The organism is Amycolatopsis sp. NPDC051061 (assembly GCF_040682935.1).
In the GTDB taxonomy this organism is placed as follows: Bacteria; Actinomycetota; Actinomycetes; order Mycobacteriales; family Pseudonocardiaceae; genus Amycolatopsis.
Genome location: NZ_JBFBBZ010000046.1, coordinates 1 through 12,432, shown reverse-complemented (window position 1 = coordinate 12,432; position 12,432 = coordinate 1). Strand labels below are relative to the sequence as shown.

At 67.4% G+C, this 12,432-nt stretch carries 13 protein-coding genes and 1 pseudogene; 10 read left to right on the top strand and 4 right to left on the bottom strand.

Annotated features, from left to right (window positions below; all coding sequences use genetic code 11):
* The first annotated feature begins 220 nt into the window (after window positions 1-220).
* From AB0N03_RS40990 to AB0N03_RS40955, 8 genes and pseudogenes are all read left to right on the top strand, one after another.
* On the top strand, window positions 221-1,291 hold the full coding sequence (locus AB0N03_RS40990; RefSeq protein WP_364384260.1) for a class I SAM-dependent methyltransferase: 1,071 nt from the start codon (window positions 221-223) through the stop codon (window positions 1,289-1,291).
* Between the two features lie 94 nt (window positions 1,292-1,385).
* A pseudogene (locus tag AB0N03_RS40985) lies at window positions 1,386-1,577 on the top strand (SDR family NAD(P)-dependent oxidoreductase); the annotation flags it as partial.
* A 401-nt stretch (window positions 1,578-1,978) separates the two neighbouring features.
* Complete coding sequence (locus tag AB0N03_RS40980) at window positions 1,979-2,977, top strand: Gfo/Idh/MocA family oxidoreductase (protein ID WP_364384257.1); 999 nt, start codon at window positions 1,979-1,981, stop codon at window positions 2,975-2,977.
* Complete coding sequence (locus AB0N03_RS40975; protein ID WP_364384254.1) at window positions 2,955-3,950, top strand: LacI family DNA-binding transcriptional regulator; 996 nt, start codon at window positions 2,955-2,957, stop codon at window positions 3,948-3,950. Before AB0N03_RS40980 ends, AB0N03_RS40975 begins: the two co-directional genes overlap by 23 nt.
* A gap of 29 nt (window positions 3,951-3,979) precedes the next feature.
* Entirely contained in the window at window positions 3,980-4,498 is a 519-nt protein-coding gene (locus AB0N03_RS40970; RefSeq protein WP_364384251.1) for a VOC family protein, read from the top strand.
* A complete protein-coding gene (locus AB0N03_RS40965) occupies window positions 4,495-5,385 on the top strand; it encodes a sugar phosphate isomerase/epimerase family protein (RefSeq protein ID WP_364384248.1) in 891 nt (296 codons plus the stop codon). The genes AB0N03_RS40970 and AB0N03_RS40965 overlap by 4 nt, the downstream gene beginning before the upstream one ends.
* Entirely contained in the window at window positions 5,382-6,371 is a 990-nt protein-coding gene (locus AB0N03_RS40960; RefSeq protein WP_364384245.1) for a Gfo/Idh/MocA family oxidoreductase, read from the top strand. Before AB0N03_RS40965 ends, AB0N03_RS40960 begins: the two co-directional genes overlap by 4 nt.
* A gap of 29 nt (window positions 6,372-6,400) precedes the next feature.
* Entirely contained in the window at window positions 6,401-7,213 is an 813-nt protein-coding gene (locus tag AB0N03_RS40955) for a sugar phosphate isomerase/epimerase family protein (RefSeq protein ID WP_364384242.1), read from the top strand.
* Between the two features lie 112 nt (window positions 7,214-7,325).
* Here the strand turns inward: AB0N03_RS40955 and AB0N03_RS40950 are convergent, their stop codons facing one another.
* From AB0N03_RS40950 to AB0N03_RS40935, 4 genes are read right to left on the bottom strand one after another with little or no spacing between them, the layout of a single operon-like run.
* Complete coding sequence (locus AB0N03_RS40950) at window positions 7,326-8,117, bottom strand: SDR family oxidoreductase (protein ID WP_364384239.1); 792 nt, start codon at window positions 8,115-8,117, stop codon at window positions 7,326-7,328.
* Between the two features lie 55 nt (window positions 8,118-8,172).
* Window positions 8,173-9,003, bottom strand: coding sequence for a hypothetical protein (locus tag AB0N03_RS40945; RefSeq protein ID WP_364384236.1), 831 nt, complete (start codon window positions 9,001-9,003; stop codon window positions 8,173-8,175).
* Window positions 9,000-9,614, bottom strand: coding sequence for an AAA family ATPase (locus AB0N03_RS40940; RefSeq protein ID WP_364384233.1), 615 nt, complete (start codon window positions 9,612-9,614; stop codon window positions 9,000-9,002). Before AB0N03_RS40940 ends, AB0N03_RS40945 begins: the two co-directional genes overlap by 4 nt.
* On the bottom strand, window positions 9,611-10,258 hold the full coding sequence (locus AB0N03_RS40935; RefSeq protein ID WP_364384230.1) for a hypothetical protein: 648 nt from the start codon (window positions 10,256-10,258) through the stop codon (window positions 9,611-9,613). The genes AB0N03_RS40940 and AB0N03_RS40935 overlap by 4 nt, the downstream gene beginning before the upstream one ends.
* A gap of 327 nt (window positions 10,259-10,585) precedes the next feature.
* Here AB0N03_RS40935 and AB0N03_RS40930 point away from each other — a divergent pair, with 327 nt between their 5' ends.
* Both AB0N03_RS40930 and AB0N03_RS40925 read left to right on the top strand, forming a co-directional pair.
* Window positions 10,586-11,911: an MFS transporter gene (locus tag AB0N03_RS40930; protein WP_364384227.1), complete on the top strand. Its 1,326-nt coding sequence runs from the start codon at window positions 10,586-10,588 to the stop codon at window positions 11,909-11,911.
* Window positions 11,912-12,061: 150 nt separating this feature from the next.
* The gene (locus tag AB0N03_RS40925) at window positions 12,062-12,340 is read left to right on the top strand and encodes a hypothetical protein (RefSeq protein WP_364384224.1); all 279 of its coding nucleotides are present in this window, start codon (window positions 12,062-12,064) and stop codon (window positions 12,338-12,340) included.
* Window positions 12,341-12,432: the final 92 nt, after the last annotated feature.

Here is a 12,432-nt window from a genome sequence, read left to right as displayed (position 1 = left end):
ATCTTCCGGCGCACCGAATCCGACATCCACAAGCCTTCGGTGCATACCCGGGACCTTCAGTTCAGCCGCTCCTCTGCATGAGCGGACGCGAGCGGGCGACCAACCGCAATAGCGACGTTCGTATGCAGCCAGGGGCGAGACGGAACTCGCAAGGCTGGCGCGCACTTTCGTCCGTTCGACGGTGCACCTCCCGTTGGTTCGCGCACTAGGCTCCGCCTCCATGATCGAGGATGACACGCCAGCCGATCCGGTCGCCTCGCGCCGCACGGCCTACCTGGAGGACCTGGCCGGCGGTGTGGATCGGTTCTTCGAGCCTCGCCGGACCAGCTGTCCGTGGTGCGACTCCGGTGCGCTTCGGGGCCGGTTGCGCACGACCGACTTGCTGCAGCACAAGCCGGGCCGGTTCGTGCTCGACGAATGCCGGGACTGCGGGCACGTCTTCCAGAACCCTCGGCTGAACCCGGCCGGGCTCGAGTTCTACTACCGGGACTGCTATGACGGGCTCGGCGAAAAGAACATGACCGGGATGTTCGAAGGCAACCGGGCGGGTTATCGCTCTCGGGCCGAGCTGGCCCGGGAGGTCGGCGCATCGGGTGAGTGGCTCGACGTCGGCATGGGACACGGACATTTCTGCAAGGAAGCCGCCGCGGTGCTGCCCGGAGTCGAGTTCGACGGCCTCGATCTCGGCGACGGGGTAGACCTGGCGCGTCGGCAGGGCCGGATCCGTACCGGCTACCGGGGCTTGTTCGTGGACTTGGCCGAGGAGCTCGCCGGGCGCTACGACGTGGTCAGCATGTACCACTACCTGGAACACACCGCGGAACCCCAGCGAGAGCTGGCGGCGGCGATGATGGTGTTGCGGCCAGGCGGGCTGCTGGCGATCGAGCTGCCCGATCCGGAATGTCGCTGGGCGAAGGTGCTCGGCCGGTGGTGGATGCCCTGGCTGCAACCCCAGCATCTGAACCTGATGCCGATCGGCAACCTCCGTGCCGAGCTGGCGGCCCGCGGATTCACGGTGGTCGCCGAGCAACGTGCCGAGCCGCATGGCGCCATCGACGTGCTGGCCGCGTCGATCATGGCGGTCAACGCCCTGACGATCGCCGGGGAGGATCTTCCGTGGCGGGGCGCCCCGCCAACGCGGTGGCGGCGGATCCTGCGCAAGGCCACGTTCGTCGCGTGCGTGCCGTTGTTCGTACTGGCCTCGGCGGCGGACCGGATCAGTGCACCCGTCGGCCGGCAGCGCGGGTGGTCCAACGCGTACCGCGTGGTGGCCCGCCGGGACGCCGCATAGCCCGCACACTCTGCCGGAACCTGCGCCTTCCGTCCGGGGAACGCCCTTTTGCGCGAACCGTGGATTTGCCGGCGCGGTGATCTGAGGTCGCGTCATCCCGCTGACCGAAAAGGTCGCCCTGATCACCGGAGCGAGCACCGGGATCGGCGCCGCGGCCGCGCGGCTCTTCGCCCGGGAAGGCGCGGCCGTGGTGCTGAGCGCGCGTTCGGCGGACAAGCTCGCCGCGCTGGTCGAGGAGATCCGGGCCGCGGGAGGGCAGGCCGCGGCGGTGGCCGCCGACGTCGCCCGGGGACGCGGACTGCGAAGCGGTCGTCGCTGCGGCGGCCGCTGGATACGGCGCCTCGGGGATCCGGGTCAACGTCCTGAACCCCGGCGTCACCGAAACCCCGGGTTTGCGGACCCGCGTCGGATCGATCCGTGGTTGACACGTAGGTGGTCCTCCGTTAGTTTTTCTGCAACCGATCTCAGCAACCGATCTCAATGAGAGTTCATGACCACTGGCCCTGGCGATCTGCATGCCCGCTGCACACGTTGCGACGCGCTGCCCCAGCCGTCGCACGGAGACGCTGATGACGGGGCTCCTGGTGCCGTCGATGGCCCCGGTGATCGTGCGTTGGCCGGTCGCCGCCAAGCCCCGCGGGCCGGCGAGCCCGCCGATGGGATACCCAGCCACAGTGGTGCGCAGACATGAAAAAAGCCAAGACGATCATCCTCGGCGCGTCGCACTGGCATGTGCCCCTGTGTGCAGACCGGATCGCCGAGCAGCACGACGTCGTGGGGGTCAGCGACCCCGACCCGTCGCGCACGGAGCACCTTGCGCGTCTCTGGGACGCGCCTCTCTACCAGTCCTGGGAGGAAGTGCTTGCGGCCCACGGGGACGCCGAGCTGGCGTACGTCTTCGTCCCGCACGACGTGATGCGCGAGGTCTGCCTCGCTGTCGTCGCCCGGCGCATCCCGCTCGTCGTGGAGAAGCCGGCCGGGGTGTCGTTGCCGGAGCTGGTCGACGTCCGGGCGGCCGCGGACGCTGCCGGGGTACCGATCGCCGTGCCTCTCGTGCAGCGGGGAGGCCCGGCCGACCGCTGGCTGGCGAGAGCCGGCCGCTCGGTGTACGAGAGCGTCCAGTTCATCGCGGGCCCGCCCGACCGCTACCTCGTCAACGGCAGTCCGTGGATGATCGACGTCGAGCGCGCCGGCGGCGGGTGCATGGTCAACCTCGCTCCGCACTTCGTGGATCTCTTCCTCCGCTCGGCCGGTGCGGAGGAAGTAGCGGTGACGGCAGCCTTGTCGTCGATGCTGCACCGCCGCGGCGTCGAGGACTACGCCTCGATGACGCTGACCACGGCCGACGGACGGATCGCCACCATCGAGGTGGGATATGCGTTCCCCGGGTCGCCGCTCAAGCGGCACTGCTCCTTCATGCGGATCGGCGCCGCGGGGACCGCGACCATCCGGTCTGACGGGAACGCGTCGTTCACCTCCGTCGACGGCGTCACGGAGACCGCACTCATCGACGTGGACAGCGACCCGTTGTACGGATTGTTCGTCGACCAGGTGGCCGAGCAGCTGAGACGTGATTTCGTGGAGCTCCCGCGGATCAGCGATCTCGAGACCACGATGGCCGTCATCTGGGACGCGTACGCGCACAGCCGACAGGAGAGAACCGGTGTCCACACCCAGCATCGATGAGGTAGCGGCGGCAGCCGGGGTCCACAGGTCGACGGTCTCGCGGGCGTTCTCCCGCCCCGAGGCCGTCAAGCGGGAGACCCTGGACCACGTCCGCCAGGTGGCGGCCTCCATGGGCTACCGGATGAGCCCGCTCGCCCAGGCGCTCCGAACCAAGGTCAGCACCCTCGTGCCGCTGGTCGTCCCCGACATCACCAACCCGTACTTCGCCGAGCTCGCGAAGGCCATGACGGCCGCCGCGGGGGAGCGTGGCTACCAGCTGGTGCTGTGCGTGACGGAGAACGACGCGGACGCCACCGCCCGGTACCTCGACGCCATGCAGGCGATGTACGCGCCGTTCGCGGTGATCGCGCCCTACGCCCGGGTCTTTCCCGCCGAGTTCGAGTCCCGGGGCTTCGGAAAGCGGCTGGTCGTCATCGACCGCGTCGAGTCCGGCGACCAGGCATCCACGGTGACCGTCGACAGCGCGACGGGGATCGCGCTCGCGCTGGACCACTTGTTCGAGCTCGGGCACACCTCCATCGCCTACGTCTCCGGGATCGCGGGGACGCACACCGCCGCCGACCGACGCCAGGCTTACCGGACGCTGGCGGAGAAGCACGGGATGACGCCGATCGAGCTCGACAGCAGCGGGATCGGCGTCGACGCCGGCGAACGTGCCGCAGAAGAGCTCGTGAGCCTGCGTGAGCGGCCGACCGCCGTCGTCGCCGGCAACGACCTGGTCGCCTTCGGACTCATCAGCTCGCTCGGCTCGCGGGGGATGTCGGTCCCCGGCGACGTCTCGGTGGTGGGCTTCGACGGTCTGGCGCTCGGCGCCCGCAGCAACCCGCCGCTGACCTCGGTGCAGCAACCCATCGCCGAGATGGGCCGCATCGCGATCCGTCTCGCCGAGCAGGCGGCGAACGGCGGCCCGGTCGAGCACGTGGTGCTCCAGCCGCAGCTCCTCGTCCGCTCCTCGACCAGGCCGGTCCGGTGACCGGCCGGCTGCTGCCCGGGCTCCGTCACGTGGACCATGCTGCGTACACGGTTCCAGACCTGGACGAGGCGGTGCGCTTCTTCGTCGAGGTCCTCGGGGCGGAGGAACTCTACCGCTCCCGGCGCGGTCCCGACCCGTCGTTCATGCCGGCGCACTTCGACGTCCCGTCGGACGCTGTCCTCGAACTCGCCATGCTGCGGCTCCCGCCGAACCTGAACGTCGAGCTGTTCGAGTGGCAGTCCGTCGACCAGCGGACCCAGCACCCTCGACACAGCGACCGGGGCGGTCATCACCTGTGCTTCGTCGTCGACGACGTCGACGCGGCGATCGCCCACCTCGGCACGATCCCGAACGTTCGGGTCCTCGGCGGCCGCAAGGAAGTCGGTCCCGACAGCCCCCTCGTGGCCGGCAACCGGTGGACGTACTTCGTCACCCCCTGGGGCCTGCTGATGGAGCTCGTGGACCGGTCCCGGGTGCAGCACCCGCCGAACCTCGTCGGCCCGGCGGACTGGAGCCGCCCGCCAATAAGGAGCACCCCTCTCTCATGATCATCGCCGGACACACGCTGGGAACCCCGGGCCGTGACCTCGCCGAAGCGCTGCGCCTCTTCGGCACGGCAGGTCTCGACGCCGCCGAAGTCATCTACCAGGACGACTACCCGGCGGCCATCAGCCCGTCGGACCCGCGGTCCGCGCGGCAGGCCGCCGCGATCGCCGACGCCGAAGGGGTCCCGATCGTCGCGCTCACCCCGTACACGACCTCCATCAACAGCGTCGACGCGGCGAACCGGCAGCAGGGGATCGACGAGCTCCGCGCATGCCTCGAGGCCGCGCACACCGTCGGTGCGACCCGCGTCCGGGTGTACGCCGGCGCCTGGCACCCGGGGGACACCGATCACGCCCGGCACTGGGAGCAGCTGCGGAGCGCGCTGACGGTCCTCGCGCCCGAGGCCGCGGACGCGGGCGTCGTGCTCTGCGTCGAGAACCACTTCGGCACCATGACGCAGACCGCGGCCGATACCGCCCGTCTCGTCAGCGAGGTCGGCTTCCCCTCCGTCCGCGTGCTGTACGACCAAGCCAACCTGACCTTCACCCATGACGAGACCTGGCAGGAGGCCTTTGCCGCCCAGGGCGAGCTCGTCGGCCACGTGCACGTGAAGGACCTGGTCTTCAAGGACCCGGAGGCGCCCTTCCGGGCCTCGGACACCGCCCGGGTCAAGGCCGAGGAACGCGCCGTCAGGTCCCGGGTCGTCGGTACGGGCGTCGTGCCGTGGCCCGACATCCTCGAGGAGCTCGTGCGCCGCGGTTACGACGACGTGCTCTCACTCGAGTACGAGTACCGGTGGCATCCGCAGGACCTGCCCGACCCCGCGGTCGGTTTCAAGGACTCCGCGCTCGCGCTCCGCAAGATGCTCGCCACGGTGGTGCCCGCGTGACGAGTCCGGATGTGCTGCGCATCGGTGTGGCGGGCGCCGGCAACATCGCGAGCATCGCCCAGCTCCCGACCCTCGTCGCGCGCGACGACGTGGAGCTGCGGGGCCTGGTCACCCGCAAGGATGACCCGCAGCCCCTGATGCGGCGCTGGGGCTTCCGCCGTGCTTATCCGACGGCCGAGGCGTTGCTCGAGGCGGAGGAACTGGACGCGTTGTTCGTCCTCACGCCCCGGTCGGAGCACGTCCACGCGACGCGACTCGCGCTGGAGGCCGGCGTCGACGTTTTCTGCGAGAAGCCGCTGGCGACGAGCGCGTCCGACGCGCAGTCCCTCGCGGAGCTGGCCGCCGTACGAAATCGGGTGCTCATGGTCGGGTTCAACCGCCGCTTCGCTCCGGTGTACGAGGCCGGTCGCGCGGCTTTCGGGGAGAGCGGCGCGAGCTTCTGCGTCGCCCAGAAGAACCGGGCAGGCTCCGAGTACCGCGCCACCTTCGAGAACGCGATCCACATGGTCGACCTGCTGCGCTGGTACTGCGGGGGCGAGCCCGTCGACGTCAGCGCGCACGCGGCCGGTGACGACCGCTGGCAAGAGGACGGCGTGGCCGCGCTCGTCCGGTTCGACAACGGTCACTCCGGCGTGCTCGTGGGGGCCCGCGACGCCGGCGGCTGGAGCGAGAAACTCGACGCATACGGAGACGGGGCGAGCGCGAGCGTCACCGCGCCCGACCGGATCTCGATCAGCCGGCCCGACGGGACGACCGTGCGCGAGATGTCGCCCGAGGCCTTCGGCTGGGCGACGGCGACGCAGACGTTCGGCTTCGCCGCAGCGGTTCACCACTTCCTGGACCGTGTCCGGGACCGCGGTGAGCCCTTGACGTCCGGGGCTGACGCGGTGAAGACCCAGCTCCTCCTCGATCGCATCCTCGCCGCCGCCGGGCTCCCCACCGACGAGCAACCCGGACGGGCCTGGAGCAGCCACGCCAAGAAGTGACGGCGACGACGCGAGAGGGATGTTTCGACGTGATTATCAACACGTTTTCGTATCTATGGTCGTCTACGGCGATTGATGCAATTGCGGAATTGGTCGACAACGGCTATGAGACTTTCGAAGTTCCGATTAGCTCTCCGCATTGTTGGCCGGATGAAATATCCAGCTCAGAGCGCTCGGCCATGAAGGCGAGGCTCAGCGAATACGGCGCGAGAATCAGGTCGCTCAATGCTGGTGGATATGACATCAATTTGGCGAGCCCCGGCGCAAATATGCGCCGCAAAAGTATTGAACACATCAAGTCGGTGATCGACTTGGCGGTAGCTTGGGATGTCCCCGAAGTCGTGATATCCCCTGGTACAAGGCGGCCGATGATTTCACCTTCACTCGAAAAAGCGTATGGATGGATGTATGAGAGTCTGGGCGATCTGATCCCACTGGCCAAACTGGCTGGCACACGACTCCTTCTGGAAAATACTCCCTATTGCTTCACTCCCACCGTCCGGGACCTGGCGGGTATCGTCAGTACGGTCAACGATGATGCGCTTAAGATCGTGTACGACGTCGCCAATGCTGCTTACATAGAAGAGGATCCCGTAGCGGGTTTGCTCTCGCATCAAGAATCTATTGCACTCGTGCATATTTCCGATACGGGTTTGAAGACATGGGGTCATGATCCGATCGGCACTGGAGTGGTAGATTTCGAAGGGTTGGGCGACGCCGTCGAAGCAACGTGCGGAGTAAGTAATGTTGTTCTCGAGGTAATTCGCGAAGAAAACACTCTGCATGAGTTCAATCAGGCAATGCACGATCTCAGAAATAAAGGCTGGAAATTAGGAAACTAGCGTGACCTGGCACGCCTACGGCGCGGCGGTGTGCGCGAGGCGTTGACCGCCGACGATCCCCGTCCGTTCAACCAAAGGGTTAGTGCCGACTCTGCTCGAAGCATATCGAGCCTTAAGAGTTGGAGCTTGGCCGACCGGGAATATGGCTGAGAATAGACTTGGAGAAGCCGCCGTCGACACAGATGTCTTGCCCCGTGACATAACCCGACAACGGGCCTACCAGAAACTCGATCACGTTCGCGATATCCGCGGGGTTCCCAATTCGCGACAGTGGAATGATACCTTCCCTTGCTTTCTTGATTTGGGGGTCGGCGTACATTTTCTCGGTCATCGATGTATGAGTCATGCCTGGGGATACGACATTCACACGAATACCGTCGGGTGCCCACTCCAAAGCGAGCGTCTGGGCCAGCATTGTCAAAGCAGCTTTGCTGGGGCTGTAAGCACCTGATCCGGCATGTGGTAGCTGACCGGACATCGAGGAGGTGAAACAAGCCGAACCGCGACTACGCTTCAGATGCGCGTAGCTTGCTTTGGCGAGAAGCCACGCGCCGCGGAGGTTGACGGAGAACATTTCGTCCCAGTCCTCGACGGATAAGTCGCATATTGCGCCGGGACTGGCGATTCCGGCATTCGCTACCAGCCCATCCAGGCCGCCAAATTCGGCTACCGCAGCTTCTACCAGTTGACCTGGCACGTCGGGATCACCGAGGTCACCCACCAATGCGATGGCAGTACCCCCCAGTGACTGAATTGAACGGACAGTTTGCTCTTGGCCAGTGGTCAGTTTATGTCCACACACCGCGATCTGCGGCTGCTTGCCCCGGGCAAGAGCCGCCTCTGCGAGCCTCACGCAGGTAGACGCGCCTATGCCGCTACTTCCACCACTGACCAAAGCTTTCATCACACACTCCTGTAGCTGGGGATTACTAGGGACAGACTTCCGCAAGCCGTGGCCGTCACGGTCGCTGCGCAGCTGCGCGCAGCTCGTCGGGTGCGGCGCCTTCGAAGCCGAAGAACTCCAGGTAGGCGGGAATCAGCTCGAACAACATGTCGCTGCCGACCTGGATCGTGCAGCCCTTGTCCTCGGCTGCCTGCAGGAACGGGGTCATGTCGGTCTTGAGCACCACATCTCCGACGTACGAACCGGCGGCGACGCGGTCGACGTCGACAGGCAGAGGATCGCCGTCGTTCATTCCGATGGGGGTGGCGTTCACGATCAGGTCGTAGCCCTCGGGATCCCTCGCCCCCATCACGACCTTCACGTCCGAGTAGTGCAGGCCGATGCGCTGGGAGAGCGCTTCGGAGGCGGCTGCGTCGGGATCGAACAAGCCGATCTCGGCCAGGCCGAGGCCGGCCAGCGACGCAGCGATCGAAGAACCGACCCCGCCGTTGCCGACGACCAGCGCGCGTTTCCCGGACGGGGTGAACCCCTTGCGCAGCATGCCGCGGACGAAGCCGGCGCCGTCGAACTGGTCGGCGAGGAGCGACCCGTCCTCCCGCCGCAGGACGGCGTTCGTCGCGCCGGCGATCGCGGCGGTCGGGCTGATCTCGTCCACCAGATCCATGGTGGTGACCTTGTGCGGCATGGTGACCAGCGCACCGCGGATGTTGGTGAGCGTGAAGACCGATCGGAAGAAGTCCGGGTAGTCCTCGGCCTTGATCCCCATCGGGACGACGACGGCGTCGATGCCGTTCTTCTCGAACCAGGGGTTGCAGATCAGCGACGACTTGAACGTGTGCGTGGGGTAGCCCAGGTGCGCGACGAGTGTGGTCGTTCCGCTGATCATCGGGTGCCTCCGTCCGTGCCGCGTCCTCCGTGCTCGAAGGCAACCGGGCGGGCCGGCACGTCCGAGGAGGTCCCTGCCTCCTGCACGTCGTTGGAGAGCTCTGACAGCCGTACGCCGGTCCACGCGCACCGCAGCCCGCCGTGCACGGCCCAGTACTCGTCCCAATGGGCGAGCTTGACCTGGTCGCGTTCGAGGCCACGCTTGCGCAGCCGGTCCTGCAGCGTCCTCGGGGAGACGCGGACCCGTACCACCTCCACGTCGACCGGCGGCCAGTCGAAGCGCTCCGCGGCCGCGGTGATGAAGGTGGGGTCGGACAGGTAGGGGCTGAAGGGTGCGTCGACCACCACGGGGCAACCGAGGCGGAGGTTGGCTCCGGCGACGTCGAGCAGCGAGTCGTACTCGAGGGGCAGGATGTTGTCGCGGTAGAACGGGTTGGCCTCGCGGTCGCCGGGGTCGTACCCGGCCGACGCCAGGGCGGCCTCGACGAACCGCGCGCTCATCGCGTCCTTGTCGAGGTACGTGGCGCCGTGCTGCCGGGCGAGGCGCTGGGCGATCGTCGACTTGCCGGAGCCCGCCGTGCCGATGACGATGCGCAGGGTCGGTGCGTTCATCCGCGCGCGTCCCGCACCGCCATCAGGAAGTCGCGGGCGGCGGCGGTCACCCGGGTGAAGTCGCCGTCAGGCTGCCACGCCTTGGTGACGGCACTGCCCACACCGACGCCCGCCACGCCTGCGGCGAACCACTCCTTGACGTTCTCGACCGTTACCCCACCGGCGGGCATGATCGGCAGGTGCGCCAGCGGCGCGAGCACGGCCTTGGCGTAGGGGATACCCGCGTTCTCGGTCGGGAACATCTTGACGATGTCCGCACCCGCCTCAGCGGTCTCGAGGATCTCGGTCGGGGTGAAGGCCCCGCTGATCGTCGGCACCTGGTAGCGGTTGGCGACGCGGATCATCCCGGAGTTGAGCTGCGGGCTGACCAAGAAGGCCGCACCGGCCCGGATGCACTCGTACGCGGCGTGGCCGTCGAGGACGGTTCCCGCTCCCACGGCGACACCGTCCGGCGCGTACCGGGTGGCCAACCGGCGGATGAGCTCGACGGCCCCGGGGATGGAGAGCGTGATCTCCAGGGCGCGGAACCCGCCCTCGATCGCGGCATGCGCGACGCGCTCCGCGCTGTCCGCGTCGGGCAGCCGAACGATGAGCACAGCGCCTGACTCGTCGATCGTGCGCAGTGTCGCAAGCTTGGTGAACACCGGTGTCCCCTCTGGGCGGGAGCGTGATTGACAAATAGTCGCATGCTTCCTACTGTCCCTGCAACCGATCTCAGCAATCGATCTCATTGAGGAGACGATCATGGAGCTCCGCCTCGACGGGTGGCGCACCCCCGGAACGGCCGGAGTCCGGGACAACGAGCTCGGGAACAGCGATGTCCGCGACGAACAAGTCCTGACGATGCCCGGCACGGCACCACACCAACCAGGGAGCGCTCAATGACGACGAACTCACCAGACGCCTCCGGGACTTCAAGCCCTCCGGGGCTCTCCGAAGTTCTGGATCGCCCTCGCCGCCCGGTCAACATGGTGGCCGGCACGATCGGCCACTTCGTCGAGTGGTACGACTGGTACATCTACGGGTTGCTGGCCGCGGTGTTCGCCCCGCAGATCTTTCCGAGCCACTCCCCGTTCGCCTCGCTCATCGCGGCGCTGCTCACGTACGCGATCGGGTTCGTGGTCCGCCCCTTCAGCGGGATCATCGTCTCGCCGCTGGCCGATCGCTACGGCCGGCGGGTCGTTCTCACCCTGTCCGTGTCCGGGATGGCGCTCGGCGCCCTGGTCATCGCGCTCACCCCCGGGTACGACACGATCGGCTACGCGGCGCCCATCCTCTTCGTGGTGGCCCGGATCCTGCAGGGCATCTCGGCCGGCAGCGAGCAGCAGAGCGCCATCTCGTTCATGGTCGAGCACGCCCCGCCGAACAGGAGAGGCCTGTTCGGGTCCTTCTCGAACATGGCGAGCGGCCTGGCGACCCTCGCCGCGACCGGGGCCGCCGCGATCATCACCACAGCCCTCGCTCCGGACGAGCTCGCGGCCTGGGGCTGGCGCATCCCCTTCCTCGTGGGCGGCCTCCTGGGTGTGGTCGGTCTCGTCCTGCGGGTCCGCGCCGACGAGACCTCCGAGTTCGAGGCCAGCTCCCTCGTCGACAAGAAGTCGGCACCCGCCCGGCTGCTGGCTCTGCTCCGTGAGCATCCGAAGGCCCTGCTGCAGACGGCGGCGCTGTCCGCGCCGGCCGTGGCCTACTACACCTGGGCGACCTTCCTGCCCACCTACGCCCAGCTCACCAGCGGACGGGACAAGGCCTCCACCTTGGTCGGCAGCGTCATCGGGCTCACCCTGCTGGTCATCGTCGTGCCGATCTGCGGCGCGTTGTCGGACCGGCTCGGGCGGCGCAAGATCTTCCCCATCGTGGGTGCTGTCGGCATGATCGTGCTCTTCTACCCTCTGCTCCTCCTCCTCGACCGGCCGGGCTTCTGGGTCTACGTCGTGGTGGCCGCATCAGGATGGCTCGTCCTGGGCATCTGGCAGGCGGTGTACCCGACCATCCAGGCGGAGCTGTTCCCGGCGTCGGTCCGGGTGTCCGGCATCGGCTTCTCCCACCAGCTGGTGATCGCCGTCTTCGGCGGCACCGCCCCCCTGATCGCCGCCGCGTTCGTCGGCGCCGGGCACCCCATGTACGTCGCTCTCTACATGATCGTGATCACCGCTGTCTGCCTCGCCGTCTACTTCACGCTCCCGGAGACGGGCAGCAAGACGCTGCGCGCGACCGTCGCGCTGAAGGACCCGGAGATCGTGGAAGGTGAGCTGGAGGAGGCCACTGTGCGCACCCGGACGAGGCGTTCCCTGACGTAGGCGCCTGCTCTCCGCGAGCAAGGCGCTCTTCATCGTCGAGGGTCGCTTCGCATCGAGGCCGGAGGTTGGTGAATTCCGCTGAGTGCTTGAACTGACTCAGTGGGCTTGCCGGAGCCGTTCTCGCCCACCAGAGCGTGGACCTTTGCTGTGTTGACGAGCGAGGTGTCGGAGGAGGAACTGGAACACCTACGGGCGCTACTGTCGCCGGTGACGCGATTACCGCACGAGGCAGGGGCGTTTGCTGTCGAATTGCCAGTCTGGGACCAGGTAGCGCATCCCGATCGCGTCGTCCCGGGCTCCCAGTGTCTTCTGCTGGCAGAGGTCGTGGGCGGCGAGGAGGCGTTCTCGGTCGAGCTCGATGCCGAGGCCAGGAGCGCTGGGAATCGCGATTTCGCCGTCGACGATGCGAGGTGGGGCGACGGTGAGTGAGGTTCACCCCGAATGGTGGACAGGGGCTTACGAGGGATTCAGGCAGCCGCTTGGAGTGACTGCTCGAAGTTGTCGGGACTGAGCATCCCGAT

Coding starts and splice junctions, on each gene's coding strand:
- AB0N03_RS40940 (WP_364384233.1), bottom strand. CDS start 9,614: ATGAACGCACCGACCCTGCGCATCGTCATCGGCACGGCGGGCTCCGGC.
- AB0N03_RS40965 (WP_364384248.1), top strand. CDS start 4,495: ATGATCATCGCCGGACACACGCTGGGAACCCCGGGCCGTGACCTCGCC.
- AB0N03_RS40990 (WP_364384260.1), top strand. CDS start 221: ATGATCGAGGATGACACGCCAGCCGATCCGGTCGCCTCGCGCCGCACG.
- AB0N03_RS40945 (WP_364384236.1), bottom strand. CDS start 9,003: ATGATCAGCGGAACGACCACACTCGTCGCGCACCTGGGCTACCCCACG.
- AB0N03_RS40980 (WP_364384257.1), top strand. CDS start 1,979: ATGAAAAAAGCCAAGACGATCATCCTCGGCGCGTCGCACTGGCATGTG.
- AB0N03_RS40950 (WP_364384239.1), bottom strand. CDS start 8,117: ATGAAAGCTTTGGTCAGTGGTGGAAGTAGCGGCATAGGCGCGTCTACC.